Here is a 26,213-nt window from a genome sequence, read left to right on the forward strand (position 1 = left end):
ACTGGGTCACCACCCTCCCCCTGCCGCCCTACGGTCATTTCCCGGGTACCTGCCGGGCAAGGCGTGCGGCGCTGACTGCCTGTTGGCAACCGCGCTCCTGTGCCCACTCGACCCGCGCCGTCAGGAGGACACGGTCAATGCCAGCGAGGCGACGGCGGTGGCGAAGTAGAAGCCGGGAAACGCGAGGTTGTAGAGCACCCGGGCACGCAGATGGAAGGCGAGCGCGCCCAGGTAGAGGAGGGCGAGTCCGCAGGCCGCGGCGGCGCCGAGGAGGCGCGGTGCGGCGTCGGAGAGGCTGAGGAGGAGGCCTGCCGCACCGGCCAGCTTGAGGGCGGCCAGCCAGGGCAGCCAGGATCGGGGAACCCCCACCTCCTCCGAGTTGGCCAGCACGAAGCGCGCTCCGGCGAGGTCGGCGGCGGCGATACCGACGTTGACGGCGGCGGTGAGCAGGGTGACGACGAGGAGCGCGAACTGGGTACCGGTCATGTCTTCAGGGTCCGCAGGCAGTTCGGCACCGTCCAATACCTGCTTCTATAACCTGGTGGCATGGACCTGGATACGCGCCTGCTCCGGTACTTCGCCGCGGTGGCGGAGGAGGGCAGCCTGACCAGGGCAGCGGAGCGGCTGTTCGTCTCGCAGCCTGCGCTGACCAAGCAGATCCGGCGCCTGGAGGACGGTCTCGGAGTACGGCTCTTCACGCGTTCGCGGTCGGGGATGACGCTGACCGAGGCTGGTCGTGAGCTCGCCTCGCGGGTGCCCGCACTGCTGGACGGCTGGGACGAGGCGGTGCGGGCAACCGGCCGAGCGGCGCGGGTGCTGCGCCTGGGCTTCCTCGACGCGGGCGCGGTGGGTGCCGTTCCCGAGGCCATCGCCGAGTTCCGCCGGGCGCGACCGGAGTGGCGGGTGGAACTGCGGCAGTGCGACTGGTCGGACCCGAGTGCGGGCCTGGCCCGGGGTGAGGTGGATGCGGCAGTGGTGCGTTTGCCGTTTCCCGGACAGGAGAGTTTGACGGTACGGGAGTTGTTCGTTGAGGAGCGTGGGGTGCTGCTACCGGCTCGGCATCCCCTGGCGAACAGCGAGACGGTGGAGCTCCGGGAGCTGTCGGACGAGCCGTTCGTCGCGGCCGGAGCCGAGACCGGAGCCTGGAGGGAGCACTGGCTGGCCGCGGAGGAGCGGGACGGGCACCCCGTCCGGGTCGGGGCGGTCACCAGCCGTCCCGACGAGTGGCTCGGGGCGGTGGCCGGCGGCTGCGTTGCCCTGGCCCCGGCGTCGGTGCCCCGTTTCTACTCCCACCCGGACGTGGTGTTCCGTCCGGTCTCCGGGGTCTCGCCCAGCCGGGTGGGGTTGGCCCGACCTCGGGGGCGGCCGCGCGAGGCGGCGCTGGATGAACTGCTGGAGGCCATCGCGCAGCGGCTGAGCCGGAGTTGACGACGGATCCGACAGACTGCCGGCGCGCAGCGCGGCCCAATCTGCACTGCTCCCGGCGGCGGCTGCGGCGACTCCTTGGCGCTCTGCGATGCCCCGGCAGCTCGCCGCCGAGCCAGCTCCTGGACCGCGTAACGGAGCAGGAACAGGAGACGCAAGCCGAACTCAGGCGGGCAGGCGGAGGGTGAAGACGGCGCCGCCGCCCGGATTCGAGGCTGCCGAGACCGTCCCGCCGTGCGCCTCCACGAGCTTGCGGACGATGGACAGCCCGAGCCCGCTGCCCCCCGTCCGCCGGCTGCGGGACTTCTCGGCCCGCCAGAATCGGTCGAACACGTGGGGCAGGTCGGCCGGTTCGATCCCCGTCCCGGTGTCGGCCACCTCGATCAGCAGGCCGTCCGCGCTGCGCGCGGCCCGGAGCGTGATCCGGTCGCCGCTTCGGGTGTGGCGCAGGGCGTTGGAGACCAGGTTGCCCACCGCCTGCCGCAGCCGCACTGGATCCGCCGACAGCTCGGTGCCGCCCTCGGTGTGCACGGCGAGGAGGATCCCGGCCGCCTCCGCGTGGGCGCGGTGGCCGGCGGCCACCTGGTGGAGCACATCCTCCGCGTGGAGGAGTTCGGGATGCAGGCGCAGGGTGCCCGCGTCCGCGGCGGCGAGGTCCTGGAGGTCGTCGATGATGTGCTGGAGCAGCAGGGCCTCCTCCAGCAGGGAGGCGTTCAGCCGTTCGTCGGCGGGGACGAGCCCGTCCTGGGCTGCTTCGAGGGTGCTGCGGATGGTGCTGAGCGGGGTCCGCAGCTCGTGTGCGATGTCGCCGACCATCACCTTGCGCTGCTCCTCGGTGCGCGCGCGGTGCTCGGAGAGGTCGTTGAAGGCCGTGGTGAGGAGGCCGATCTCGTCCCGGGTGGTGACCGGGACCCGGATGTCGGGCCACGTGGGACGGCGGGCGGCGCGGGTGAGGGCCCGCAGCGGGCGGACCAGGCGCAGTCCGATCAGGACGGTCACCCCGACGGTGAGCACCAGGACCAGCCCGGTCACGGCGATGATGCGGCGAGTGTTCGCGGGGGAGAGGTCGAAGCCCGGGACCGCCGCGTCGGACTCGGCGCTGACGTAGAGCAGCGCCGCCGGGGCCACCGAGGGGGCGAGCTGTTCCCGCCGGCTCGTGTCCACGCAGTTGCGCGTGGCCGCGTCGGCGCCGCCCTCCCGCCGCGGCGGGAGGAAATCGAGGCCGACTTCCCATCGCGGCAGGTGCACACGCTCCAGACAAGCCGCGACCAGCGTGTTCAGGGCGGCCAGCGCGGTGCGTTCGCTCGCGGTGGGGACGTCGAGGTCCGCCAGCCCGCAGGTCCCGCCGAAGGCCGTGCCCTCCTGAACCCCGTTCTTGCCCCCGTACGTGTCCGCCAGTTTCTTCGCGAGCCGCTCCGACGGTCCCGTGACCTCTATACGGGGCCGGCCAGCCTGGGTGACCGACGAACGGTGGTCCCAGCCGAACCGGGTGAGGCACTCGGCGCTCTTCCCGGCGTCGGCGGCCAGCCGGCTCCGGTCGGCGTCGGACAGCCGGTATGGGCCGACGGCCGCCGGGGCGATGCGGTCGGGGCCGGACGAGGGTTCGAGGGCAGGGTCCACCCACAGCGGGTCGATGACGGCGAACGCCTGGTGGGGGAGGGACCCGGCGTGCGGCGCGGAGTCCGCCAGCGCGCGGCGCTCGCGGTCCTGCGCGGTGAGGGCGATGCGCCGCTGGGTGCGCGCCGAGAGGTCCCGTACGGTCTCCCCGACGTCCTGCCAGCCGGAATGCGTGGCGGCGTACGTCATCAGCGTGCGGTAGACCATCGTGTCGTCGGCGAGGACCTGGCCCTGCTGCTGGCGGATGGCGACGGCGGTGGTCCGTACGGCGAGCCAGGCGGTGGCCGAGATCGCGCAGACGGCGATGAGCAGGGAGGCGGCGAGCAGCCTGAACATCAGGCTCCGGCGCAGCGGGAGCCTGGTCTGGGTTCCGGAGGGATCAGTACGCATGGCCGTTCACCCCTCCCGCCCCCACCACCGTCCCGGCGGCGGCGAGTTTGTACCCGACGCCGTACACGGTCAGCAGGTGCACCGGGCGCCGCGGATCCGGTTCGATCTTCTTGCGCAGGTTCAGCACGTGGACGTCGACCGTGCGCTCGGTGACGTAGTGGTGGGTGCCGCGTGTGACCTCAAGCAACTGCTTGCGGGTGAAGACCCGTTCGGGCTCGGCGGCCAGCGCGGCGAGGATCTCGAACTCACCGGCGGTGCAGTCCACCCGCCGTCCGTCGACCAGCACCTCACGGCGCAGCGGGTGCACGCTGACGCCGCCCGCGCGCAGCACGGGCGACCGCGATGCCGGGGACGAGCGCTCCGTGCGCCGCAGCAGACTGCGGATCCGGGCCATCAGCTCGCGCGGGCTGTACGGCTTGGTCAGGTAGTCGTCGGCGCCGAGGCCGAGGCCCAGCAGCAGATCCTCCTCGGTGGAGCGCGCCGTCAGCATGAGGACGGGAAGGTCCGATTCCCGGCGCAGCATCCGGCACACGCCCAGGCCGTCGACGACCGGCATCATCACGTCGAGCACCAACAGGTCGGGAGGAGTGCGGCGGATCTCCTCCAGGGCGGCCCGCCCGTCGTGGACCAGACGCGGGACGTGGCCCTCGTGTTCGAGGTACCGGCCGATGATCGCGGCCTGTTTGATGTCGTCCTCGGCCACCAGGACATAAGCGCACATGCGGAGAGCCTAAACGTGCCCCGAGCACCCCGAACATGTCCCTGATGCCGGCCTGACAAGACCTTCATATCCTTCGGTCAGGGTGGGCGTCATGCCCCACCACACCCCCTCCGCGCGAGCCCTCCGGCGCCACCGCCGTCCGGTCGCCGCGGCCGCCCTGAGTACCACGACGCTCCTCCTGCTCACCGCTTGCGGCGGTGGCGATGACCGGAACAAGGAGGTCGGCGTCGCCTCGATCGGCGACCCGGCCCCCACGGCCGCGGCCGCGAACGGCGCCGGTACTCCCGGGACGTCCGCCCCCGCATCCGACTCCCGGCGCCCCCAGCTGCGGCTGGACACCTCCAAGGAGGAGTGGGCGCGCCTGATGAGCGCCTGGACGGCCTGTCTGGAGCAGAACGGATTCCACAACTTCCAGGACGTCGTCAAGGACGGGGTGCGGTTTCCGATGACCAACGATCCCGCGCTCCCCGCCGCCCAGGCGAAGTGCGTGTCGAAAGTACCGCTGAGCCCGCCGGAGCTGGACCGCAACCGCAATCCCCACTACGCGGACGACTGGCGCGAATGGATCGCCTGCATGCACCGGCGCGACTACAAGGTGATCCCGCTCCCCGACGAGGAGGGGTACGACATGCCCGACGGCCCGATCCCGCCCGACGCGCGCCGGATCGAGGACGAGTGCCAGACGGAGGCGTTCGGTGGCAAGAAGAAGCAGTAGCCGTCGGCGCCGGGTGGCCGTGGCGGCGGCGGTCGTGTCGGTACTGGCCGCCGGCGGCGTGGCGGTCGGCCTCGCCGCCCCCGGCGGGGGGAGCGGCGCAGCGGCCGGCGACCCGGCCGAGGTGCAGACCGCGTCCGTGACGCAGACGGACCTCTCCACCGCCCTGACCAAAAGCGGCACCCTGGGCTACGGCACGCCGTGGACGCTCAGGGGTCCCGCCGGGGGACGGGTCACACTGCTGCCCGCGAGTGGCGCCGTGATCCGGCGGGGACAGCAGCTCTACCGCGTCAACGACCGCCCCGCCATGGTCTTCTACGGAGCCACCCCGCTGTTCCGGCGCCTGGACACCCCGGGAACCGTCGGCCGCGACGTACGCGTGGTCGCCGACAACCTCCGGGCCCTCGGCCACGACATCGGCCCCCAGCCCCCCGTCGGCACCCTGGTCCCGTCGTCGCCCGCCGCCCCCACCACCGCCGCGAGCACCCCACCCCCGGCCGCACCCCCACCCCCGGCCCCGACCGGCGCGGCGGAACCCAAGGGCGGCAAGGGGCAGCAGGACAAGGCGCCCGCCGCCGCGCCCCAGGGCCCGACCCGGGTCCGCGAGGGCGACGCCGTCCTCACCCCGTCCCTCATCGCGGCGGTCACGCGCTGGCAGCAGAGCGCGGGGATGACCGCGAGCGGAGTGCTGGACGTCGGCGACGTGGTCGTGACGCCCGGGCCCGTACGCGTCGGGGACCTCAAGGCGCAGCCCGGGGACGACTCCGCGGCGGACCTGCTGTCGCTCACCGGCACCGAGAAGGTCGTGACCCTCCCGGTGACCGCGCAGGACTCCGCGTCCTTCGAGAAGGGGCAGGCGGTGACCGTGACCCTCCCCGACGGCTCCACGGCACCCGGCAGGATCAGCGCCGTCAGCACCGTCATCCAGGCCGCCGGCGACGCGGAGGGCGGCAACGCCGCACCCAAGCGCACGGTGACGGTCCAACTGGACGACGCCGGCAAGGCCGACCGCATCGACTCCGCCCCCGTGCAGGTGCAGTTCACCGGCCGGACCAAGCAAAAGGTGCTGGCCGTGCCCGTCGGTTCCCTCGTCGCGCTCAGCGAGGGCGGCTACGCCCTCCAGACCCCCGACGGGCGGCTGATCAAGGTCACCACCGGGATGTTCGCCAAGGGCCTGGTGGAGGTCAGCGGCGACGGCGTCAGCGCCGGCCTGAAGGTGGTGACCACCTCGTGACGGGTGCTCCCGGTGCGCCGGTCCTCGCCGTCGAGCACGCGAGCATGGTCTACGGCGGCGGGGTCAAGGCCCTGGACGACGTCTCGGTCACCATCCACCAGGGGGAACTCCTCGCCATCGTCGGCCCCTCCGGCTCCGGCAAGTCGACCCTGCTCCACGTCATGGGCACCCTCGACCGGCCGACCAGCGGCACGGTGCACTGCGGCGGCCATGACGTGGAGACCCTCTCCGACCGCCGCCTGTCGGCCCTGCGCGGACGATGGCTCGGCTTCGTCTTCCAGCAGTTCCACCTCACCGAAGGGCTCACCGCCGCCGAGAACGTGGCGACGGGCCTGTTGTACGCGGGCGTACCGCGCGCCCGCCGCCGGCCGCTGGCACGGGAAGCGCTGCACCGGGTCGGGCTGGCCCACCGCAGTGGGCACCTGCCGCACCAGCTCTCCGGCGGCGAGCGCCAGAGGGTCGCCATCGCCCGGGCGCTGGTCCACCGCCCCGCCCTGGTCCTCGCCGACGAGCCCACCGGCGCGCTCGACACCGCGAACGGCCGGGCCGTCATCGACCTGCTCACCGAACTCAACGGCGAAGGGACCACCATCGCCGTCATCACCCACGACCGTGACATCGCCAGGAGGCTGCCCCGGCGCGTCGACATCCTCGACGGCAGGCTGGTCTCCGACACCCGCGGAGAAGTGCTGACATGACCGACCGCAGCTCACCGCCGGACACCAGGCCCGTACGGCTGTCCCCGGTCGACGTCCTGGCCCTGGGGATGCTGGGCATCCGTACCCGCAGAATCCGGGCGGCCCTCTCGGCCCTCGGGATCTCCCTCGGCATCGCCACCATGATCGTGGTGACCGCCGTACCGGCATCCAGCCAGAAGGCACTGCTCGCACGGCTGACCGCGCTGGGCACCAACCTCCTCGAAGTCACACCCGCACCCGACCGGAAGCCGCCGGTCCAGCTGCCCGAAGCGTCGATCGGCATGGTCCGCCGCATCGGGCCGGTCACGGCCGTCAGCGCCGTCGCCAACACCCACGCCTCGGTCCACCGTTCCGACCATGTCGATGCCGCCGATTACGCCGGACTGAGCGTCCTGGCCGCCCAGGACGACCTGTTGCCCGTCATCAACGCGAAGGTCGGCGCGGGCACGTTCCTCGGTCCGGCGACGGACCGGTTCCCCACCGCGGTCCTCGGCTCGGTCGCCGCCACCCGGCTGGGCATCCCGGACCTGCCGCGGGGCGGTGCGGCACCGCAGATCTTCATCGACGACCGCTGGTTCACCGTCATCGGCATCCTCGCCGCGACCCCGCTCTCCCCCGACATCGACCGATCGGTGCTCGTCGCGTGGGAGGCCGCCCGGACGGAGCTCCGCTTCGACGGGCACCCCACCGTCCTCTACGTCAAGGCGAGGGAGCCGGCCCTGGAGGCCGTCCGGTCGGTGCTCGCCGCCACCGTCCACCCGGAGCTGCCCGGCATGGTCCGGATCAGCCGCCCCTCCGACGCCCTGGCCGCCAAACGGGCCACCCAGAGCACCTTCTCGGCGCTCTTCCTGGGCCTGGCCGCGGTCGCGCTCCTGGTCGGCGGCATCGGCGTGGCGAACACCATGGTGATCTCCGTCCTCGAACGACGGCGCGAGATCGGACTGCGCCGGGCCCTGGGAGCGGGCCGCGGCCAGATCCGCGCCCAGTTCCTCACCGAATCCGTCGCCCTCTCCGGGCTCGGCGGCCTGAGCGGCACACTGATCGGCGTCCTGGCGACCCTCGGCTACACCACGTACCAGGGCTGGCCGCCGGTCATCCCCTGGCTCTCCGTGGCCGCCGGCATCGGCGGCGCGATCGCGGTGGGCATGGCGGCGGGGGTCTACCCCTCCCTCAGAGCTGCCCGGCTCACCCCCACCGAGGCCCTCGCCACTCCTTAGAGGTCGCTTTGTCCCGCTGTTTCATCCCGGAATCGGGTGTTCTGATGTCTTCGCCGGGTCGCGCCAGGAGACGGTGTTCTCGCCGGTGAGGCGGCGGGCCATGAGGTCGGTCATGGCGAGGGCCGGGGGATCCGGACATCACCATCGTCATGTACGCCCGCTACGACGACACCCGCCTGGCCCTGGTACTGCGCGACCCGCCCGTCGAGCCGGGCGGGCGGACTTGCGCGGACCGGGTGATGCGCTGTCCTGCACCCTCCCGCGGGAGTGGAGCCTGGCCCTCCCCTTGGGCGGCCGGCCAAGCGCGGTTCAGAGTTCCACTTCGCCGAACCGGAGACCTGGGCCCGAGGCGGTGACCACCACGGTCCCCGACACCGGGAACCACGGCGAGGCCGAAGCCCAGGCGTGGGACCGCATCCCGCCCGAGGCTGCCCCCCCGCTCGGTCTGGGTGGAGCGTGACGGCGAACTCCCCATCGTCGAGGGAGCCCTGGTCCCCCTCAACGTTGAGTCCCCCTCCAGAGAACGAGAAGCGCCACAGGTACGGCTGTGGTCCTCGAAGACCCGCGCCACCGCGACAGCTGTGGACCTGGCCGGCAGGTGTTCTCCCGGAGATGCGACTTCGAGCACACCTTCCGGTTCGGATAACGGACACTCGACGGGACCATCCAGAAGACATCCAAGAATGTGATCCAGTTCGGGAATCCAGTCATCTGGTGCTTAAATCTGCCCGGTGCGCGGCGGGAAACGGGGGCCGCGCGCTGGGACAGCGTATTGAGCCGGGTGCCGCCACCCGCGTCGTACCTTGGGGACCCTGATCGGCTCACCGGACAAGGAACCCTCAATACCTTCCCAAATATAAGGACGGGGAAAAGGGGGAACCGGTGTGAGGTCTGTGCGAGACAGGCTGAGCAGTGCGCGCGAGCGCGCGTTCATCGGCAGGGAGAGCGAACTCCATTGCTTTGAACAGGCGTTGGCGGGAGATCCGCAGGCGCCCCTGGTGTTCTATCTCCACGGCCCCGGCGGTATCGGGAAGTCGTCGTTGCTGCGGTGCATGGCGGAGCAAGCACGGAGAGCGGACAGAATCCTCCTCGAACTGGACGGTCGCTTCGCCAGCCGGGACCCGTCCGAATTCGAACGGGCCGCTGGCGCCCTGCTGGACGTTCCCGGCACCGTCCTCTTCGTGGATTCGTTCGAGCATTGCCAGTGGCTTGAGAATTGGCTGTGGCAGCGTTTCCTGCCCCGTGCCGCGGACCACACCGTGGTGGTCCTGGCCAGCCGGACGGCACCGCGGCCGCAGTGGACCTCCGATCCCGCCTGGTCCGAGGTGCTGTACGTCCGTGAGCTGGAGCCGTTCTCCGAAGAGCAGGCACGGACCGTGCTCCGTTCGGCCGGGGTCCCGTCCTCGCTGCGGGAGCAGCTACTGCGCTTCGCCAGCGGGAACCCCCTGGCCCTGTCCCTCGCCGCCGCCGGAGCGGCGAGCTGGAGCGGCGAGGAGTTCTGGGCACCCTCAGCCGATGTCCTGCGAACCCTGCTGGCCGGCCTGGTCGGCGAGGTTCCGACGGCCGCCCACCGCCGCGCCCTGGAAGTAGTGGCCCAGGCTCATTCGACCTCCGAGGAACTGCTCACCGCGGTCATGCCCGACGAGGACTCCCACCAGTTGTTCGACTGGCTGCGGGACCTGCCATTCATCGAGTCCACCTCCCGCGGGCTCCACCCCCACGACGCCGCACGGGAGACACTCGCGGCCGACCTCCGCTGGCGGGCACCCACCGCGTTCACCACGATGCGCCAACGGCTCGCGGAGGAATACCTGCGCCTGTTGCGCGAGGCACCCGAGGAACGCGTCTGGGCCGTCACCGACGAGATCTTCTACCTCTTCCGCGACCTGGCGAGCTTCGCACGCCTGCGTACTGGGTCCCGTGAGAACGAAGTGCACGAGCGTCCGCTCCAGCCCGAGGACATCGACACCGTCCTGCGCATGGCCGAGGAGACAGAGGGAACCGACTCGGCGGATCTGGTGCGCTACTGGATCCGGCGCCAGCCACAGGCGTTCAACGTGTTCCGCTGCGTCGCCACCGGCAGGCGGGTGGCTTTCACCACCCGGCTCACCCTGCCCGCCCCGCCCGATCCCGAGGACCTGGCGGTCGACCCCGTCGTGGCCGCGGCCTGGGCCTACACCGAGGCCACGGCGCCGGTCAGCCCCGGAGAGCACATCGGCATGACACGCTTCTCCGTCTACCCGGAGCACTACCAAGTACCCTCACGGGTCATCGACCTGAGCAACTCCAGGGCTCAGGCGGAAGCCGCCCGCGCCCGCCGACGGGCACACGGCTTCGTCGTCTACCGCGACGCCGACGCCTGGGCCCAACGCTTCCAGGGGGTCATGCACGACTCCGGTGCGCGACCGCGCGTGGGCGACCACACCTACGGACTGTTCACCAACGACTGGCGGCAGGTGCCCGTCGAGAGCTGGCTGCGGCACGTCATCACCGCCACCGACGTGCCGGCACCGTCCGGCCCCTCCGGATTCACGCGCGCCGTGTTCGACCGTGCCGTACGAGAGGCACTGACGCACTGGCGCGACCGAGACGCCTTCGCTGCCTGTGCCCTGATACGTGCCAGGCTCGCGGCCGACCTCACCGAGCCCGGCGAGGAACTGCGCATTCTGCTGCGGCAGGCCGTCGACGCCCTCGCCCATGATCCGCGCGGCGTACGCGCCCGCGACGCCCTGACGGCGGGCTACTTCTCCACCGCACCGACCCAGCAGGCGTCAGCCCGTCGTCTCGGACTGCCATACGGCACCTACCGGCGACACCTGCGTCAGGGGCTGGACCTTCTGAGCCAGGCCCTGTGGGACCGGGAACTCTACGGCCGCCCGCTTACGGCAGGTGAGAGGGCGTCTGAAGGACCGCGTAAGTCCGGCACATAGAGATGAGCTTGTGCGCCACGGCAGGAGAGAACCGGTTGTTCGCCGACTCGTCGAAATACTGGGATGCACACCCCTCTCCGGATACGCCGAGTCTCCGGAGAGGGTCCCGGGCCTGACACCTGACCTGACCTGACCTGCCTTGATGCCGCCCGGCCTGGTGCTGGCTCGTTCCTGTCTCATCCCGCGATGTCCGGTCTTCCGGCTGTGTGCTTCCGCCGTCGCGGCTGTGCGCCTGGGCGCACTCGGTCAGCGGCGAGTACGCCCGAAAGGCCCCGGCGTGAGCGTGGACGGCCCCCTCGTCTGGGGGTGCGACGCGTGCGGGGCGACGGTGGAGATCCGGCGCGGGTAAGAGCTGCGGAGAACCGCCGACCAGGCTCGCAAGGCCGGACACCCCGTGGGCAGTCTGATCCCGCCGGGCCGCCGTTCATCAGCGCCGCCTGCCGGGCTGCCCGCCCGATCCGGCGGGACGTTCCCCGGGCACGGCCCCGGCCCCCGGCCGGCAGTGCTCATGGATGCTTGGTGTCGGCGTCTACACGGTGGCGTTCTTCCTGCCGATGTACACGACGAAGCCGCAGCAGCCGCCGGAGCCTTGAGGCCGGACACCATGGATGTCCACTCCATCGTGTCCGGGAACATCGTCCCCGGGGTCGACGTTGTGCTTGCGCATTGATCAGGGTGCGGACAGTTCCCTGTGCGGACAGACGGAGATGGCTTGGCGCTCAACTTCAACGACATCGGCCCGGCGCAGTCGGAGGCCCTCTACCACTTCACGGGCCGGATCAGACCCCCGTCCCCGGGGGTGCCCCAGGAGATACGCGACATGACCCCGGTGGAACGCCTCGGGGCGATCCTCCGGGATGAGCTGATACGGGGGTTCGCGCCGTACCGGGCGGACATGCCGTGCGTGTGCTGGTCGGAGAGCCCTCCCGACCACCTCGCGCACCTGATCGAGCGAGAGGGCTTCTCCCCGTGGGGCGTGGTGGCGGTCCGGTCCGCGCTCCTGGCAGCCGGGGGCGGCGCGGTCGCCTACCTGCCGACCTCGGAACAGGAGAAGCTCCGTGCGGCCGGGTTCGGGCACTGGGCCGTCCGCACCGACGAGGGCTCGATGTGGATGCACGAGCAGGAATGGCGCCTCCCCGTGGACGGTGGCGCGGTGGGCGTAGAGGGGTTGCACGCCATCCTGATCGGCAACCCGGACTGGCGGCCCCCGAAGGTGGAAACCGGTTGGGTGGACGGCGCCACCGGCGAACCTCTGCCGGGGCCGCTCGCGGAGCACGCGGAGCCCGTCCTCGACTACCCGCGGCTATGGCGGACCACGGCGGTATGGGTGTGGAATTCGGCGACGCGGATGGTGGACAAGTACCCGGCGGGAACCCTGCTCTGACGTGGGCCTGGCGAGCCGCCGCCGGACCGGTCCGGCGGCGGCAGTCGCTGTCGCTTCGCATTGAGTCGTGGAGGGGGTCCCTTGGAGATGGTGGAGTTCGGGGAGGACACCGCTCGTACGCGGCGCGCGCTGGTGGGGTCCCCGATGCCGCTGCTTTCGTCGCTCAGCTTACCGAGGCGTACGGGGTGGTGGAGCCGGGAACCGGTGGGCCACTGCTCGCGATGGAGGCGGAGGAGCTTCTCACTTCGGGGCGAGGGGCACGGCTTCCGGAGGCCGGACGAGATGGCCCGGGTGCAGGAGGCGGAACTGTCGCTGTACCCGCAGGCCTTCGCATCGAGCGGGACGACGTGCCCCGGCTGCGGCTGCGGATCGAACGGGAGCGCTGAGGGGGCCACCGCCGGCGCCCGGCGGCCCCCTCAGCCGTCCCCGGGTGGGGGAGGGGGCCACCGGTGGGTCTGGTGGGGTCTGCCTACCAGGAGCGGTTGAACTTCACGTGGCCGCCGTTGCGCTCGTACCAGCCGACGAAGCCCCAGTTGATCCAGCCGCCGTCGCCCTCGTTGGTGAACTCGCCGGACTCGAAGATCCACAGGCCGTAGTGGATGTTGCCCCACTGGACGTTCGCGTAGACCTTCGTGCCGCGGAACTTGTCGTTGTAGTTGTGGCTCAGGTTGAACAGCATGACGTTGTGCCGGCTGCCCGCCGCCTTGAACGCCTTGTCCACCGCTTCCTGGACGAAGCCGCCTCGGTTGTCGGTCTTGATGCCGCGCAGGGCGTCGGCTATGGCCTTGCCGCGTCCCAGGTGGTCCATCGAGACGGTGACGGTGACGCTATTGCCGGACGCGGCCTCGGCCGCGTCCGCGGCGACGTCGGAGGTGGCGGGGGCGGAGGCCGCTGGGGCGCCGGGCCGGTCGGCGGCCTGCGCCGGGAGGGCGGCCGCCCCGGTGAGGGTGAGGGCGGTCAGGGCGATCGTGGCGAGGGAGGTGCTGCGACGCATGGTGGGGTCCTGTTCTCATGGGGCGGGTGGGTGAGGGGGGAGCCGGGGCGCGAGCCTGGCGGTTCCGGGACCGGCAGACGCGAGCCTGAAGGTCCCGGAACCGGCCGCCGGTTCACCAGGAGCGGCGGAACTTCACGTGGCCGCCGTTGCGGTCGAACCAGCCGCGGAACGCCCAGTTGATCCAGCCGCCGTCACCGTGGTTGGTGAATTCGCCCGATTCGAAGACGAGGACCCGGTAGGTGCCGTGGATGCCGCTGACCTTGGCGTCGTAGACGACGCCGCGCAGCTTGGGTGTGTAGCTGTTGGCGTTGTTGATGACCATGACGTTGTAGCGCTGGCCGGTCTGGTAAAAGGCGCCCTCCATCAGGGACTTCACATAGCCGGACCGGTTCTGCTTGCGCTCGATGGCATCGGTGACGATATCCATGATCTTCTTGGTGATGTCGATGAGGGCGGAGCCGACGTCGATCTTGCCCGCGAGGGTGCCCGCCTCACCCGGTACGGCGCCCTGGACGGCGGCGGGGCGGCTCTGGGCGGGGGCATCGGCGGCAAAGGCGGCCGTCGAGGGGACGAGGACGCCGGCGGCGGCGACCGAGCTGACGAGCATGAGCGCGGCACGCTTGCGGTTGAAACGCATGGTTCTGCTCCTTTGAGGCGATTTTTCGGGCGTGCGGCAGTCACGGAGGCCGCCGCCGGTGAATGTGCGGTGAGTGAATGCGCCGCGGAGGGCTGCAGAGCGCGGCGGGGCGTGGCGGAGCGCGGAAGAATTTCAGGTTTCGCCGTCGGGAGTGTTTTAAGGCGAACCCATTCGGCTGTGTCCGGCAGGGAATCGCAACACTGCCGCGGGAAAGGGGGCTCCGCTTATTGGGGTTCGGGAGGGAGCTCCATCACCACAAGGTGGTGAGGTGGGTGGATGCGTCGTTCCGGAGGGGGTGCCGGTCCCGGCGGGCCGCCCCGGAGAGGGGAGGGGCGGTAATCCGCCGGAGCAGCAGGAGGGCGCAGCCTCCGGCGCAGAGCAGGGAGAGGGCCTGCCACCAGGGAAGACACGCCCCCCTGAGGGCGGTTGAAGGTTTCGGCATCGGGCACTTCCGGCGAGTTTTGCTCGATTCGGAACCTCGGGGGGCCCGGTCGGCTCTAGACGGACGGGGGGCAGTGGGTCGCGGGGTTGGTCCACTCGGTGTCCCCTCCCGGCTTGTTGGTGCAGGCGGAGGTGGCCCGGACGGAATCGGTATCAGAGTCGACGCCGGATGCAGCCCCGGCGGTGAAACCGCCCGCAATACCTGCTGCCAGCGCCGCTGCACAAAGGAACCGAGCGAACTTCATGCTGTACTCCTGAGAAAGTGAATTCCGGTCTGATTTCGCCGGGTGTTTCTTTCCGGTGACTCAAGAATCCCCCGCCGGGGCAGCCCGGGTCCAGAGCCGGCGGGTCTCAGCAAAGTGCGTGGCACGAAAGGGAGGGCGTAGAAAATGGACAGAACCGAAGGAATAGGGTCGGCCGCATGGGTGTCGGGCCCGTTACCGACCCCGTCGGAGCCTTCGGATCCGGGGCCGGATCCGGCGGGGACGGCGGACATCGGTCCTGTTGCAGTGCGGCTCTGGACCCGGCTGCTGGAGGGCGGCTCCGCGCCGACCGCCGACCTGGCCGCCGCGCTGGGCCTCAGCCGAGAGCAGACCGAACGGGCCGCCGAGGAGCTGCTGGGCCAGCGGTTGCTGGCCCGCGACCCCGACGGCTCCCACGACCGGTGGCGGGCCGTGAGCCCCTACACCGCCGCCGCCGAGCTGGTGGGCCCCGAGGAGGACAGACTGCGCCGCCGCCTGGAGACCCTGGAGCGCACCCGCGCCCGGCTGGGCGCGCTGATCCCGCTCTACGAGAAGACCGCCCGGCGCGGCGCCGACTCCGGCGCCGTGGAGGTCGTCGAGTCCCGCGACCGCGTCATGCTCCTCATCTCCGACACCGCAGCCCGGTGCACCGAGGAGGTGCTGACCGTGCAGCCTGGCGGCCGCCGCCCGCCCGGCTACCTGGAACGGGCCCTCCCGCGCGACCTGGAGATGCTGGGCCGCGGGGTGCGCCTGCACACCCTTTACCAGCACACGGCCCGCTACAGCCCAGGCACCCAGGAGTACGTCCAGGCCGTCAGCGCCGCCGGGGGAGAGGTGCGCACCCTCGGCGAACTCTTCGGGAAGATGCTGGTCTTCGACCGAGCCACCGCCTTCCTGCCCGTCTGGGACAACCCCGAGGCGGCTGTGGTGCTGCGCGAGCCCTCCGCCGTCGCCTTCCTCTGCTCGGTCTTCGCCAACGCCTGGGGTCTCGCCGAGCCCTACTCGGCCTCGTACACGGCGGCGACGTCCAGCCAGCTGCAGGGCACCATCGCCGCCCGCCTCGCCGACGGTGCCAAGGACGAGCTGATCGCCCGCAGGCTTGGCATGTCCCTGCGGACCTGCCGCCGTCACATCGCCGAGCTGATGGACGCACTGGGCGCTGAAAGCCGCTTCCAGGCGGGCTATCTGCTCGCCCAAGCGGCCTCCGCCGCCCCGCCCGAAGGCCCCCACCATGCCGCGGCGGGACTCTGAGAGTGCTCCCGGGGACCCCGCGCCCCGCCCGCCTCCGAGCAGCCTTCCGCGGGGCACACCCCTGACCTGGCGCGATGACCTCCCCGACCTAACCTCCGCGAAGGCGGCCGCGTGGGCCCGCGGCCTTCCGGGCCGCCGACGGACCCGAGCTCACCGCACGAGTGCGCGAGAGCCGGCGGCTGCACCGCCGCCGGCTCTTCCACGCCCGACAACATCGAGCCCTACGAGCCCTACGCGACCTCGCCACGGCGGCGCTGACGACGACGGAGGCCCCACACCATCGCCTGCGAGCCGGCCCCGCCGCCACCGGTCGCCCGCGACGCCGAAGCGGACCGCGATGGGGTACGGGTCCCGGACGGCCGGGTGCCGGTGGACGTGGCCCCGACTGAACTGCGCGTCGGGGACCAGGTTCTGGTCGGCGGCCGCCTTGTCGCGATCACGGATCCGCGCTACCGCCATGGCGGCACCCCCACGATGATCCTGGCGGGCGGCCGCCTGGCCGTCGCCGAGCGCACGGTGCGCGTGCACCGCCCCGTCCCGCCTGAGCTTGCCGTTCAACCTCCGGTGGCTGGCGGAGGAGGTTCGATGTGCAGGCGCGGCCGGACACCGGCCTCGGTCCAGTTCCGCAGCCGGCGCCACGCCGTCACTCCGGAGCAGCCCACGGTGTCCCTGCGGGAATATCGCGCCACGACACACCGGTACGCAGCACGTACATGACGCCAGCGAGTGCCGCCAGGTCGGGCACACGCAGCCGCCCCGGACAGCGGTGGGTGTGAGCACGGCATCGTGCTCACACCCCTGGGTCGGCACGGCGTCAGGCGAGGAGAAGACCCGCCTGCCAGGAGCGGTCGGCCATGGGATGCGCGTAGCTCTCCAGGGCCAGCGCGATGCCGGCCGCCCCGGTCAGCAGTCCCGGGTAGTCGGCGACCCCGTCCACCCCACTCCTCGCAGGGAATCCGCAGGAGGGAGAGGAGGGACTCGCGCGCGAGGTCGCACCACTCCGGCCGATCGAGGACGAGGCCCGCGAGCTGGAGGGCCCGTGTAACTCCTGGAGTGCCGTAGCACCATCCCTGCCGCTGGCGCTTCGGGTTCAGCAGCGCCCCGGAGGCCCAGTCGTCGAGTGCGACCGCGATCGGCCAGTAGTACCCCTGCTCGTCCTCCGCCCGCCAGCGCACCAGGAGCGAGGCGATCTCCTCGATGGCCTCCTCCTGTCCCGGAACCCTGACACCGGCGGCCCAAGCCGTGGAGAGAAGGGCGAGCGGGCCGACGATGCCATGGGCCATCCCCAGGTTCAGGTGCCCGTGCTCGTACCGGGGCAAGGGCCCCGCGTCGAGCACCGGAGGCCCCTCGACCCACAGCCCCGGGACGGACTGACCGGCGTGCGACACCGGCCGCGTCAGGCCCACGAGGTGGGTGAGTACCTGCCGGAGCACCGGCAAGGAGTCGTCTCCACGGGCCGACAGGTAGCGTCCGAGTCCGGTCAGACCGCTGATGACGTCGTACTCGCCCATGTAGTGCGCGGGCGCGCCCGGTGTTGACAGGCCCATCATGACGCCGACCTCGGTGCGGACCTTCTCGTCGAGCGAGTCGAGGGCCCCCGGTACCCACCGGTGGCCCCGTGAGCGACCGAGGTGGCGAATGCCAGAGCGCCCACCCCGAAGTACAGCCCGCCCATGGTCTGCTTGCGGCCCTTGCACTCCTGGACCATCTCGGTGAGGTGCCGGTGCGCGTGGTGAAGTCGGGCCGGGTCCTCGGAGGCACTGCTGTGGAACATCACCGCGATGCCGGCCAGCCCTCGGTCCAGGGTCAGCGGAGCCCACGCCGGGAAGCCCGTCTCGTCGGAGATGTGCCGGATGATCGACAGACATGGCGATGCAGACGTAGGAGAGCGGTTTTGCGGCGGGGCGCCCCGTTGCATGCTCCGCAAGCTGACGAGGTGCAAGGTAGGTCCGGCGGACGGTGCGCGGGCTCCTGCGGAGTCCGCGCCCTCACCACGACCCGCCTGTCCTCATCGACCGGGTTCTCAATGACCAGCGGAGACATACCTGAAAACGCCATCTGCACAAGCTCGTTGACGTCCATCACGCCGACAACAACGACCTCCACCACTCAGCGTTACCACCGAGTCTGAGACAGAGCCGAAAGCCTTACAGACCTGCGGGCTATGGAGTGGGCAGGTCTTCGACGGCAAGGACCCGTCCGCTCATGGTGGCGATCAGGTCAAGGGCTGCGGCGTGGCGGTAGGCCGTGTAGTCGGCGGTGGCGTCGAACGGGATGAAGGTCTGGATGTCGCGGGCGACGGCGTCCAGGCTCGTGGCCAGGATCCCGTGGCTGGCGTAGACCCCGATGATGATCAGTTGGTTCCGGCGTCGGCGGTGCAGTTCCGTTGCGAGGTCGCTGGCGTAGAAGGCGCTGTAGCTGCGTTTGGTGATGCGGGTGATGCCAGCCGCGTCGAGCCTGGGTACGGCGACCTGCGCGGCCTGTGCGGGGGACAGTCCGATCCCCCAGCAGGTGCCGAGGAGTCCGCGCTGGGTCAGGTCGGAGGCCGGCCGTGGGCCGCTGGCCAGGATGGGGACCCGGTTGCCCTCCGCCCAGTCCATGACGCGCTCCACCCGTGTCAGGAGGAGGCGGCGGGACCGTGCGGAGAGCGTGTCGAGATAGCGCGGTTGCAGGTCGTGGACGAGCAGTGCCGCCTGCGCGGGCTCGATGCCCCACGACGGGCCGCCGCAATGACCGCGCAAACGCGTGACGTCGTAGTCCTCGGACTCGATGGCAAAGACGGGCATGAATGCCTCGCTGGCGTGGCCACCGCCGATGGCACGGGCTGTCATCGGGTCGGGCAGGTGTGGGCGAGTGCTTGGTCAAGGCCGCTGCGGTGGACGGCGTCCAGCCCCATGGCCTGGACCGTCGTCGCCTTCCCCCGCTCCAGCAGCGCAGCGCAGTCGGGGCGGGGCAGCAGGGGCTGGGCCTTCTGGATGGCAGTGAGCAGTTGACTGTCGACGCGGTCCAGGATCGGGCGAACCTGGGTGGCGAGGTCGGGGCGGTGGGTCGGCTGCTCTGCGGGGTGTTCCCGCCACTGTGCGTACAGCGCGCGTTGGACGTCCTTGTTCGCGGCGATCTGGTCCTTGAAGATCTGCTGGACGGTGGCCTGGTCGATCCCGAGCTTCGCAGCCTGGGCAGCCGCATCGTCCAGGACGGTCTTTTCGCGGGCCGGGTCGTCGATGGGCTGGGTGGTTCCCCATTTGGCTGCCGCTACCGTGTCCGCGGTCATCACGCGCTCAGCGGCGAGCCGCGCGATCGTTCCCAGCGCCTGCTCGGCCGTCGTGCTGTTCGGCTGAGCAGGGGCGGTGCCCGTGGTCTGAGAGGGGCCGCAGGCCACGAGAGCGGCTGCTCCAGCACTGGTCAGGGCCAGGGCAGCAGCCTGGATTCGGATGGTTCTCACGAGAACCACTATCCGTTCTCGTCGGCGATGGCGCAGTCCCCAACCGGACGACTCACGGGTGGACCCGAGAAGGAGAGCGGACGGGGCAAGAGGCCGGCGCCCTTCCTGCTGCAGACGCGACATCGACCGCGAGCCGATGTCGCCGGGCCCGTCAGGTCCGACCGGTGCCCTGGCCCTGCCGAGGCGATCCGATTCATCGCCACCGCCCTCCTGGTCGGCACGGTCGGCCTGTCGGCCACCGTTCTTGGGTACGGCGCCGTCATCCTCGCCGTCGCGGCAGCGGGCGTTATCGCCCGGCTTCGTCTCCACCGGTGACCTTCACCGCCTGGGCCGGGGCCCCAGGTCTCACATGTTCAGGTGAGGGACGTCCACACGATCACTGCGAAGACTCAAGGACCTGGACAGCTGCCCGTCCGGCACTTGACGGGCCATCAGGCATCACCTGCGCCGGCGAGCTGACCTGAGCCGGTTGCCGGGGGGTGACCGGACCCGACACCCAAGGAGCTGACCACGTGACCACCATCAACGGCCCTCTCACCGTCGACGAAGCGAGGGCGGACCACCGCTCCGTTCTACGACTCCCTGAACCGGCCCGCCGAGAAGGACGTGCCCGCCCTGCTCGCCCGGGCGTGCGTCGAGGACTGCAAGTGCTACCACGCGAAGGGGGAGTTCCTTGCGCGCGAACAGCTCCCTGCCGTCTTCGAGTCGATGGGCGCAGCGATCCCCGACCACGCGTGGGAGGTCGTCGACATGCTGGTGGTCGACGGCAAGGTGATCGTGCGCGGGCGGGCGACGGGAACCCCTGCGGCGGAGTCGATGGGCATCGACGTCTTCACCGTCCGCGACGGCAAGCTCGCGAGTCGCTATCACATTGAGAACTGGATGACCGCGCTCGATCAGTTGAAGCGCTGACACCACCGCCGATGCCCAGGCCGGATGGCCTTGCCCGGCCGATCGGCTCGCGCCGCGTCCACCTCACCTGTTCGGGTGAGGGAGGGCCGTGTACAAACGTCGCAGTCTGGGAGATACGGCATACGGTGGGTTGCCGTAGCTCTCGGCCGACGCGCCTGCAAAGGGATTGATCATGCCAATTTCGAAGGCCCACGCGACATGGAACGGTGACGTTCCGAGCGGTACCGGACAGTTCACCGCCGGCGACAGCATCTCGGGGGGTGTGACGTACAAGTCCCGGTTCGAGGGCGGGCCCGGCTCCAACCCCGAACAGCTCGTAGGCGCGGCCCACGCCACGTGCTTCTCGATGGCCCTGGCCAACACGCTGGCCACGGCGGGCTTCCCGCCGGCATCGATCACGACGGAAGCGGCCGTGACGCTGCGTCCGGTCGACGGGATCCCGACGATCACGAAGATCGAGCTCGTGACGGAGGGCCGGGTCGCCGGCCTGGACCAGGAGGACTTCGCGAGGTACGCCGCGGAAGCGAAGGCGGGCTGCCCCGTGAGCCGGGCGCTGGCGGGCGTTCCCGAGATCACCCTTGAGGCGCGGCTCGCCGACAGCTGAGGGATGACCCATTCCTCCTCCTGACGGTCACGCCGGGCGGCGGTCACTTCGATCCCGTCGGGGCCGCGCGGGACGATCTCCCTCCGGGGCGGGAACAGCAGGCCGTCTCCTCGCTGTCACCGGCGAACGCGGCCCGGGGCCGGGAGCGCGCGCTCCCGACCCGGCCGTCGGCATCCCCTTCGGTACGGGGCCCGTAGTCGTATCCGGCGTGATGGCCGGGCATTCCGGCCCGCGTTCGCGGTCCCGGCGTGGGCTCTGCTGTGATGTGCGGGGTGTCAGGCGGACGTGGGCAGGGTTGTGGCGGCTTCGCGTTGTCCCAGGGAGCGGGTGTAGCGGCGCAGGAGGAGGACCGCCGTGGTGGCGAGGCCGGTGAGGAGGCCGAGCCAGATGCCGAGGGTGTCGAGTCCGAGCGCGTACGCGAGCAGCCAGCCAGGACCAGGTCGGGGATCGTGACGTAGAGGACGCCGACGACGGTCATGACGGCCGCGGCGCAGGCGAGGGCGGTGTTCTTGATGCGGCGGGCGTCGTCGTGGTGGCCGAGGGCCAGCTCGCGGCTGACGTTGATCGAGGCGGCGTGGGAGAGGCCGACGGCCACTTGGAAGACGATGTAGACGAGTTGGTTGACGGCGGTGTGGGCGGCGAGCGCGTCGGGGCCGAAGGAGCCGGCCATCAGCGCGGTGAGGGAGAAGAAGCCGGCCTCGGAGCCGTACGTCGCCGCGATCGGGATGCCCAGGCCGATCAGGCGCTTGACCACGACGGGGTCGGCCTTGGTGATGTCCAGGGAGAGCAGCGGTGCGAGCTCTTGGTCCTTCTTCGCGGAGGCGTAGAGCGCGAGGAAGGTCAGGAGGTAGACGCTGGAGGTGGCGGTTCCGATGCCGGTCAGGCCGAGCTGGGGCAAGCCGAAGGTGCCGTGGACGAGGATCCAGTTCAGGCCCGCGTTGACCGCTACGGAGGCGATCGTGATCTGCAGGAGGGCTTGGGGCCGTCGCATGCCTACGGTGAATTGGCGGATGGCCTGGAACCAGAGGCAGGGGAGCAGGCCGGGGGCGAGTGCGTAGAGCATGGTCCGGGTGAGGTCGACGACGGCCGCGTCTTGGCCGAGCCAGGAGAGGGCCTGGCCGATGAGGACCATGAGGACGGCGCCCACGGCGCCGGCGAGGCTGGCCCGGACGATCGCCCGTACTTCCTCGTGTGCTGAAGACGACCCTTCTCCGGAGACCGCTGTGCCTGTGGCGCTCTGATCCTGGTCGTTGCCGGTGTGCTTCTCGGCGCGGGCGGCCGCGGCGGCTATCTGGTTGCCGACGGAGGTGACGAGGCGGGTGAGGGCCGGCAATCGAGCCTGTCGGATCAGATCAGATCGGATTCGCGTCTCGCCTGAGCCCTTTCGCCGGTGCCGAGCGTCAAGGGGCTTCGCCTTGGGCGACTTCGATGCCGTCGTGCAGGTCATCGGCTGCCTGGAGGGACGCGCCGGCGGAGAGGGCCAGGCAGGCCGCCAACACCAGGACCGCGGCGCGCCGCGAGAGCTGCCGGGTCCTGCCGCACTCGGTGCCCTGACCGAGGAGGGCGGCGACGCGGCGGGGGACGGGTCCGGTGGTCACCGAGAGGGCCGAGCCGGGACGCGTACGGCCGGCCGCGGAGGAGGCGCGGGTGGCGAGAGCGGCGCGGCCGATGGCCCGGGCGGTCAGGCGCCGGCTGCCCACGGCGCGGGCGGCGGATTCGTCGGCGCTGCGTTCCAGCGCGTAGGCCAACGGCTCACGCAGGGTCCGCAAAGCGGGGTGGCACAGTCCGGCCAGGTCGCCCACGGCGGTGAAGAGGTGGTGGCGCTCTCGCAGGTGGGCGCGCTCGTGGGCGATCAGGACCTCGCGCTCGGGCGCCGACAGTGCGCGGAGCATGCCGGCCGTGACGACGATGCGGCCGGGGCTTCCGGGGAGTGCATAGGCATCGGGGTACTCGTCCGGCAGGACGACGAGTTCGCCGTCCGCCTCGGCGGCGAGCCTCCCGGCGTGGCGGAGCTGGGTCCAGCGCCGACGTACACCGCGCACCAGCCGGGCCGTGCACCAGGCGAGCAGGGCCCCGGCGGCGACAGCGGTCGCGATGACGGCGTCGGGTGATCCGCTGCTCAGCGGAGTGAGCAGGTGGCCCAGCGCGGCGACGACGTGGAGGTGGGTGGCGCCGGGGATGATCAGCAGGGCCAGCGCGCAGGTGCTCGCGGCGGCGAGACCGGCCGCGGTCGCCGTCAGCAGCCACATGGCCTGGCGGGGCGGCAGGTTCGAGGCCAGCCACCTGCCCGCCGGTGCGACCAGGAACGGAACGAGGAGGGGGATCCAGGCGGCGTGGATCACGTCACGTCTCCTTCCCCGTCGAGCAGGGCGCGGAGCAGGCGCTCGTCCTCGGTGCTCAGCTGTGAGACAAAGCGGCTCAATACGGCCTCACGGTCTTCGTCTTTCGCGAGTTCGGCGTGCATGCGCCTGGCGGTGAGCCCGGAGGCGTCCTCCGTGGGGGTGTAGGCGAATCCGCGGCCGGATCGCTGGCGGGTCACGCTGCCCTTCTCGTGCAGGCGGGACAGGATCGTCGTCACGGTCGTGCGGGCGAGCGATCCGCCCAGTATCTCCTGGACCTGCCCGGGGGAGAGCGGGCCGTCCGCGGCCCAGAGCGCCGCCAGCACACCGGCTTCGAGCTCGCCGGCAGGGCGTCGCTCCGCGTTCCTGTCGCCCATGAGTGCGTTCCTCCACACATCAATCGTCTACAGTGCTGTAGACCGTCTACGGAATTGTAGTCGCCGGTCGGCAGGGCGTCGTCCCGGACCCTGCACCTCTCACCCTAGGGGAGCTGTCTGTCATGACCTGGCCCGATCTCGCTGCGGCGTCGCAGGTGCTCAGTCCGCAGGCCGTCAATCTGCTGGATGCCGGTTCCCTCCTGTCGGCCTTCGGAGCCCTCGGTGTCGCGGTCGTGCTGTTCGCGGAGACGGGTCTCCTCGTCGGCTTCTTCCTGCCTGGCGACTCGCTCCTCTTCACCGCCGGTCTGCTCTGCGTGCCGGGCAATCACGGGCCGGTCCACCTCTCGCTCCCGCAGGTGCTGTGCGCGGCCGTGGCCGGCGCCCTGCTCGGGGCCCAGACCGGCTACCTCCTCGGGCGGCGCGGCGGACGCTCCCTGCTGGCCCGCAGCCGCAACCGCAAACTCCACGAGGGCGCCGCGAAGGCCGAGGAACTCCTCGACCGCTACGGACACGCCAAGGCCATCGTCCTGGCCCGCTTCGTGCCGATCGTGCGCACCGTACTGAACCCGATGGCCGGAGCCCTGAACGTCCAAGCCCGCGTATTCACGCTCTGGCAGGTGATCGGAGGGCTCGTCTGGACGGTGGGACTGGTGCTGGCCGGCTACGCGCTCGGCTCTTCCGTGCCCAACGTCGACCGCTACCTCCTGCCGATCGTCGCCCTCGTCGTACTCGTCTCCCTCGCCCCGCTCGCCGTGGAAGTCATCCGCCGGCGGGGCAGCCGCACTTCGAACGGAAGCTCGCATTGAGCCTGCTCGCCCTGGACGGCCCCGCCGTCGACGGAAACCTGTACACCCGGATCACCGGCCTCGCCCAGCAGGCCCCCGGCTGGCTCGACGGCCTGGTCACCGCGTGGTCCACGTACGGCCTCGCCCTCTTCGCCTTCCTGATGGTGGCCGGCTGGTGGCGCGCCCGGGCGGCCGCGGATCCGGCGAGGATCGCCATGGCACTGGCCGCGCCCCTGGTCGTGGTCATCGCCTTCCTCGCCGACACCGGCATCAAATCGGTCTTCCGGGAGCAGCGACCCTGCCAGACCCTGCACACGATCACGCTGGAGGCCTGCCCACCGCTGGGTGACTGGTCGTTCCCCAGCAACCACGCCGCCATCGCCGCCGCGGCCGCCGCGGCCCTCTGGGCCACCGACCGCCGGCTCGCGGCGATCGCGGTGCCGGCCGCGCTGCTGATGGCCTTCTCCCGGGTCTGGGTGGGTGCCCACTACCCCCATGACGTCGTACTCGGCCTGGCCGTCGGAGCAGTCCTCGCCTGGCTGCTGACCCGCGCCGCCCGTCACGCGACCCCCCTCGTACTGCGGCTGCGCAGTACGCGGCTGCGTCCCGTGGTCGCCCCCCGGTGAGCGCCCCGGCCACATCGCGCGCCATCCGGTGGGGCCTGGCCGCAGCGCTGTGCGCGACCCTGTTCGCCGCACTGACCGCACTCGTCGCCGCCCGCCACGGCAGCCCGTACGGCATCGACGAAAACGTGCACCGCTGGTCGGTACGGAACCGCCCCGCCGTCGCGGTCGCCCTCGCGCGCGGCGTCACCGCGACCGGGACCGGGCCCGTTCCGTACCTGTGCGCCGTGACCGCCGGACTCATCGCCGGATGGGGCCGGGGCACCAGGGGGCGACTGCTCGTGGCTGCGGGTGCGCTCGGATTCCTGCTGCTCGCCCAGGGCATGCGCTATGCGGTCCTGAACAGCGTGGCCCGGCCGCGTCCGCCCGTCGCCGACCGGGTGACGCACGCGTCCGGGTTCTCCTTCCCCTCCGGCCACACCTCGACCTCGGCGCTCGTCGCCGGTCTCCTGGCCTGGGCCGTATGGCGCGCCGCCTCGCCGGCCGCTGCCCGGCTCTGGTGGGTCCTGTTCGCCTGCTGGGCCGTCACGGTCGGTCTGACGCGCGTCTACCTCGGCGTGCACTGGCCCACCGATGTCCTTGGCGGCTGGCTCTACGCCCTCACCTGGCTCACCGCGGCGTTGGCCGTGGAGGCCAGGGTTGGGCGAGATCAAGAGCCTCCGGCGGGGGTCGAGTGAGGGGTGGTGCGTGGCGACGTGAGGCGGAGTCCCGGCCGCGCCCGGGTGGCAGACGTATCGCCCGGCATCGTCTACAGCGCCGTAGATGAACGGGTCCCCGACATGCCTGGGAGTACCCGTGTCCTCATCCGCCCGCTCGGCGCTTCTCGCGGCCGCCGGTCTCGCGATGGTCGCCGCCACCGCCACGGGGTGTGCCCAGAAGAGCGATGGCGGCTCGGCCGGCGTCCTTCGGGTGACCGCGTCCGACAGCGCCTGCGAAGTCTCCGAGAGCGATTTCCCCGCGGGCAAGGCGACCATCCAGGTGGGAGAACAAGGGTTCCAAGGTCACGGAGCTGTACGTGCTTTTCCCGGGCGACCGCATCGTCGCCGAGCGCGAGAGCATCGGCCCGGGTACCAAGGCGACCATCACCGCCGAGATCAAGGCGGGCGAGTACGAGTTCGCCTGTGAGCCCGGCATGAAGGGCGACGGCATCTGCCAGAAGGTCAAGGCCACCAGCAGCACCGGCGGGAAGCCGTCCACTCAGCGGCGGCGGTGTCCCACAGGAAATGCCGGACACCAAA

The 26,213-nt window shown here is 71.3% G+C and carries 24 protein-coding genes and 4 pseudogenes; 13 read left to right on the plus strand and 15 right to left on the minus strand.

What is annotated here, in order from left to right:
* Window positions 1-120: 120 nt before the first annotated feature.
* Window positions 121-486, minus strand: a complete 366-nt coding sequence (locus ACFYXV_RS28635) for a DoxX family protein (protein ID WP_389384400.1) — start codon at window positions 484-486, stop codon at window positions 121-123.
* A 60-nt stretch (window positions 487-546) separates the two neighbouring features.
* On the opposite strand from ACFYXV_RS28635, the gene ACFYXV_RS28640 reads away from it, so the two are divergent.
* On the plus strand, window positions 547-1,428 hold the full coding sequence (locus tag ACFYXV_RS28640) for a LysR family transcriptional regulator (RefSeq protein WP_389384401.1): 882 nt from the start codon (window positions 547-549) through the stop codon (window positions 1,426-1,428).
* Between the two features lie 162 nt (window positions 1,429-1,590).
* Here the strand turns inward: ACFYXV_RS28640 and ACFYXV_RS28645 are convergent, their stop codons facing one another.
* Window positions 1,591-3,432, minus strand: a complete 1,842-nt coding sequence (locus ACFYXV_RS28645) for a sensor histidine kinase (protein ID WP_389384402.1) — start codon at window positions 3,430-3,432, stop codon at window positions 1,591-1,593.
* Entirely contained in the window at window positions 3,422-4,153 is a 732-nt protein-coding gene (locus tag ACFYXV_RS28650; protein WP_385461556.1) for a response regulator transcription factor, read from the minus strand. Before ACFYXV_RS28650 ends, ACFYXV_RS28645 begins: the two co-directional genes overlap by 11 nt.
* Before the next feature lie 91 nt (window positions 4,154-4,244).
* Here ACFYXV_RS28650 and ACFYXV_RS28655 point away from each other — a divergent pair, with 91 nt between their 5' ends.
* From ACFYXV_RS28655 to ACFYXV_RS28670, 4 genes are read left to right on the plus strand one after another with little or no spacing between them, the layout of a single operon-like run.
* A complete protein-coding gene (locus ACFYXV_RS28655; protein WP_389384403.1) occupies window positions 4,245-4,868 on the plus strand; it encodes a hypothetical protein in 624 nt (207 codons plus the stop codon).
* Entirely contained in the window at window positions 4,849-6,099 is a 1,251-nt protein-coding gene (locus tag ACFYXV_RS28660) for a peptidoglycan-binding protein (RefSeq protein WP_385461562.1), read from the plus strand. Before ACFYXV_RS28655 ends, ACFYXV_RS28660 begins: the two co-directional genes overlap by 20 nt.
* 44 nt (window positions 6,100-6,143) lie before the next feature.
* Window positions 6,144-6,797: an ABC transporter ATP-binding protein gene (locus ACFYXV_RS28665; protein ID WP_389384518.1), complete on the plus strand. Its 654-nt coding sequence runs from the start codon at window positions 6,144-6,146 to the stop codon at window positions 6,795-6,797.
* The gene (locus ACFYXV_RS28670; RefSeq protein WP_389384404.1) at window positions 6,794-8,014 is read left to right on the plus strand and encodes an ABC transporter permease; all 1,221 of its coding nucleotides are present in this window, start codon (window positions 6,794-6,796) and stop codon (window positions 8,012-8,014) included. The genes ACFYXV_RS28665 and ACFYXV_RS28670 overlap by 4 nt, the downstream gene beginning before the upstream one ends.
* Window positions 8,015-8,035: 21 nt before the next feature.
* Here ACFYXV_RS28670 and ACFYXV_RS28675 read toward each other — a convergent pair.
* Window positions 8,036-8,134: pseudogene (locus tag ACFYXV_RS28675) on the minus strand (IS5/IS1182 family transposase); the annotation flags it as partial.
* Window positions 8,135-9,066: 932 nt separating this feature from the next.
* On the opposite strand from ACFYXV_RS28675, the gene ACFYXV_RS28680 reads away from it, so the two are divergent.
* Together ACFYXV_RS28680 and ACFYXV_RS28685 are read left to right on the plus strand one after the other, a co-directional pair.
* Window positions 9,067-10,944, plus strand: a complete 1,878-nt coding sequence (locus ACFYXV_RS28680; RefSeq protein ID WP_389384405.1) for an ATP-binding protein — start codon at window positions 9,067-9,069, stop codon at window positions 10,942-10,944.
* Window positions 10,945-11,656: 712 nt separating this feature from the next.
* Window positions 11,657-12,328 (plus strand): hypothetical protein, encoded by a 672-nt coding sequence (locus ACFYXV_RS28685; RefSeq protein WP_389384406.1) that lies wholly within the window; start codon window positions 11,657-11,659, stop codon window positions 12,326-12,328.
* Between the two features lie 469 nt (window positions 12,329-12,797).
* Here the strand turns inward: ACFYXV_RS28685 and ACFYXV_RS28690 are convergent, their stop codons facing one another.
* A complete protein-coding gene (locus tag ACFYXV_RS28690) occupies window positions 12,798-13,322 on the minus strand; it encodes a stress protein (RefSeq protein ID WP_389384407.1) in 525 nt (174 codons plus the stop codon).
* Window positions 13,323-13,434: 112 nt separating this feature from the next.
* Window positions 13,435-13,959 (minus strand): stress protein, encoded by a 525-nt coding sequence (locus tag ACFYXV_RS28695; RefSeq protein WP_389384408.1) that lies wholly within the window; start codon window positions 13,957-13,959, stop codon window positions 13,435-13,437.
* A gap of 950 nt (window positions 13,960-14,909) precedes the next feature.
* On the opposite strand from ACFYXV_RS28695, the gene ACFYXV_RS28700 reads away from it, so the two are divergent.
* A complete protein-coding gene (locus ACFYXV_RS28700) occupies window positions 14,910-15,893 on the plus strand; it encodes a LuxR family transcriptional regulator (RefSeq protein WP_389384409.1) in 984 nt (327 codons plus the stop codon).
* 587 nt (window positions 15,894-16,480) lie between these two features.
* Here the strand turns inward: ACFYXV_RS28700 and ACFYXV_RS28705 are convergent.
* From ACFYXV_RS28705 to ACFYXV_RS28730, 6 genes and pseudogenes are all read right to left on the minus strand, one after another.
* Window positions 16,481-16,662 (minus strand): annotated as a pseudogene (locus ACFYXV_RS28705) (transposase); the annotation flags it as partial.
* Window positions 16,663-16,707: 45 nt separating this feature from the next.
* Window positions 16,708-16,830, minus strand: a complete 123-nt coding sequence (locus ACFYXV_RS28710; RefSeq protein WP_389384523.1) for a hypothetical protein — start codon at window positions 16,828-16,830, stop codon at window positions 16,708-16,710.
* A gap of 34 nt (window positions 16,831-16,864) precedes the next feature.
* Window positions 16,865-17,443 (minus strand): annotated as a pseudogene (locus ACFYXV_RS28715) (lanthionine synthetase C family protein); the annotation flags it as partial.
* Window positions 17,440-17,811, minus strand: a complete 372-nt coding sequence (locus ACFYXV_RS28720; protein ID WP_389384410.1) for a lanthionine synthetase LanC family protein — start codon at window positions 17,809-17,811, stop codon at window positions 17,440-17,442. The gene ACFYXV_RS28720 and the pseudogene ACFYXV_RS28715, both read right to left, overlap by 4 nt.
* 244 nt (window positions 17,812-18,055) lie before the next feature.
* Entirely contained in the window at window positions 18,056-18,679 is a 624-nt protein-coding gene (locus ACFYXV_RS28725) for an isochorismatase family protein (protein ID WP_389384411.1), read from the minus strand.
* 41 nt (window positions 18,680-18,720) lie between these two features.
* Window positions 18,721-19,335: a chorismate mutase gene (locus ACFYXV_RS28730; RefSeq protein ID WP_389384412.1), complete on the minus strand. Its 615-nt coding sequence runs from the start codon at window positions 19,333-19,335 to the stop codon at window positions 18,721-18,723.
* Window positions 19,336-19,941: 606 nt separating this feature from the next.
* Between ACFYXV_RS28730 and ACFYXV_RS28735 the strand changes: the two genes are divergently transcribed.
* Together ACFYXV_RS28735 and ACFYXV_RS28740 are read left to right on the plus strand one after the other, a co-directional pair.
* A complete protein-coding gene (locus tag ACFYXV_RS28735) occupies window positions 19,942-20,247 on the plus strand; it encodes an ester cyclase (RefSeq protein ID WP_389384413.1) in 306 nt (101 codons plus the stop codon).
* A 172-nt stretch (window positions 20,248-20,419) separates the two neighbouring features.
* The gene (locus ACFYXV_RS28740; protein ID WP_389384414.1) at window positions 20,420-20,851 is read left to right on the plus strand and encodes an OsmC family peroxiredoxin; all 432 of its coding nucleotides are present in this window, start codon (window positions 20,420-20,422) and stop codon (window positions 20,849-20,851) included.
* 275 nt (window positions 20,852-21,126) lie between these two features.
* On the opposite strand, the pseudogene ACFYXV_RS28745 reads toward ACFYXV_RS28740, so the two are convergent.
* From ACFYXV_RS28745 to ACFYXV_RS28755, 3 genes and pseudogenes are all read right to left on the minus strand, one after another.
* A pseudogene (locus ACFYXV_RS28745) lies at window positions 21,127-22,166 on the minus strand (MATE family efflux transporter); the annotation flags it as partial.
* Window positions 22,167-22,251: 85 nt separating this feature from the next.
* Window positions 22,252-23,193, minus strand: coding sequence for a M56 family metallopeptidase (locus ACFYXV_RS28750; RefSeq protein WP_389384415.1), 942 nt, complete (start codon window positions 23,191-23,193; stop codon window positions 22,252-22,254).
* On the minus strand, window positions 23,190-23,567 hold the full coding sequence (locus ACFYXV_RS28755; RefSeq protein ID WP_385461604.1) for a BlaI/MecI/CopY family transcriptional regulator: 378 nt from the start codon (window positions 23,565-23,567) through the stop codon (window positions 23,190-23,192). The genes ACFYXV_RS28750 and ACFYXV_RS28755 overlap by 4 nt, the downstream gene beginning before the upstream one ends.
* A 122-nt stretch (window positions 23,568-23,689) precedes the next feature.
* On the opposite strand from ACFYXV_RS28755, the gene ACFYXV_RS28760 reads away from it, so the two are divergent.
* Genes ACFYXV_RS28760 through ACFYXV_RS28770 form a run of 3 tightly spaced genes read left to right on the plus strand, consistent with a single transcriptional unit; the run spans window position 23,690 to window position 25,652 of the window.
* Window positions 23,690-24,373 (plus strand): DedA family protein, encoded by a 684-nt coding sequence (locus ACFYXV_RS28760; protein ID WP_389384416.1) that lies wholly within the window; start codon window positions 23,690-23,692, stop codon window positions 24,371-24,373.
* Window positions 24,370-24,978 (plus strand): phosphatase PAP2 family protein, encoded by a 609-nt coding sequence (locus ACFYXV_RS28765; protein ID WP_389384417.1) that lies wholly within the window; start codon window positions 24,370-24,372, stop codon window positions 24,976-24,978. Before ACFYXV_RS28760 ends, ACFYXV_RS28765 begins: the two co-directional genes overlap by 4 nt.
* Window positions 24,975-25,652, plus strand: a complete 678-nt coding sequence (locus ACFYXV_RS28770; protein ID WP_389384418.1) for a phosphatase PAP2 family protein — start codon at window positions 24,975-24,977, stop codon at window positions 25,650-25,652. Before ACFYXV_RS28765 ends, ACFYXV_RS28770 begins: the two co-directional genes overlap by 4 nt.
* The last annotated feature ends 561 nt before the right edge of the window (window positions 25,653-26,213 follow it).

This window comes from Streptomyces sp. NPDC002181 (assembly GCF_042890485.1).
In the GTDB taxonomy this organism is placed as follows: domain Bacteria; phylum Actinomycetota; class Actinomycetes; order Streptomycetales; family Streptomycetaceae; genus Streptomyces.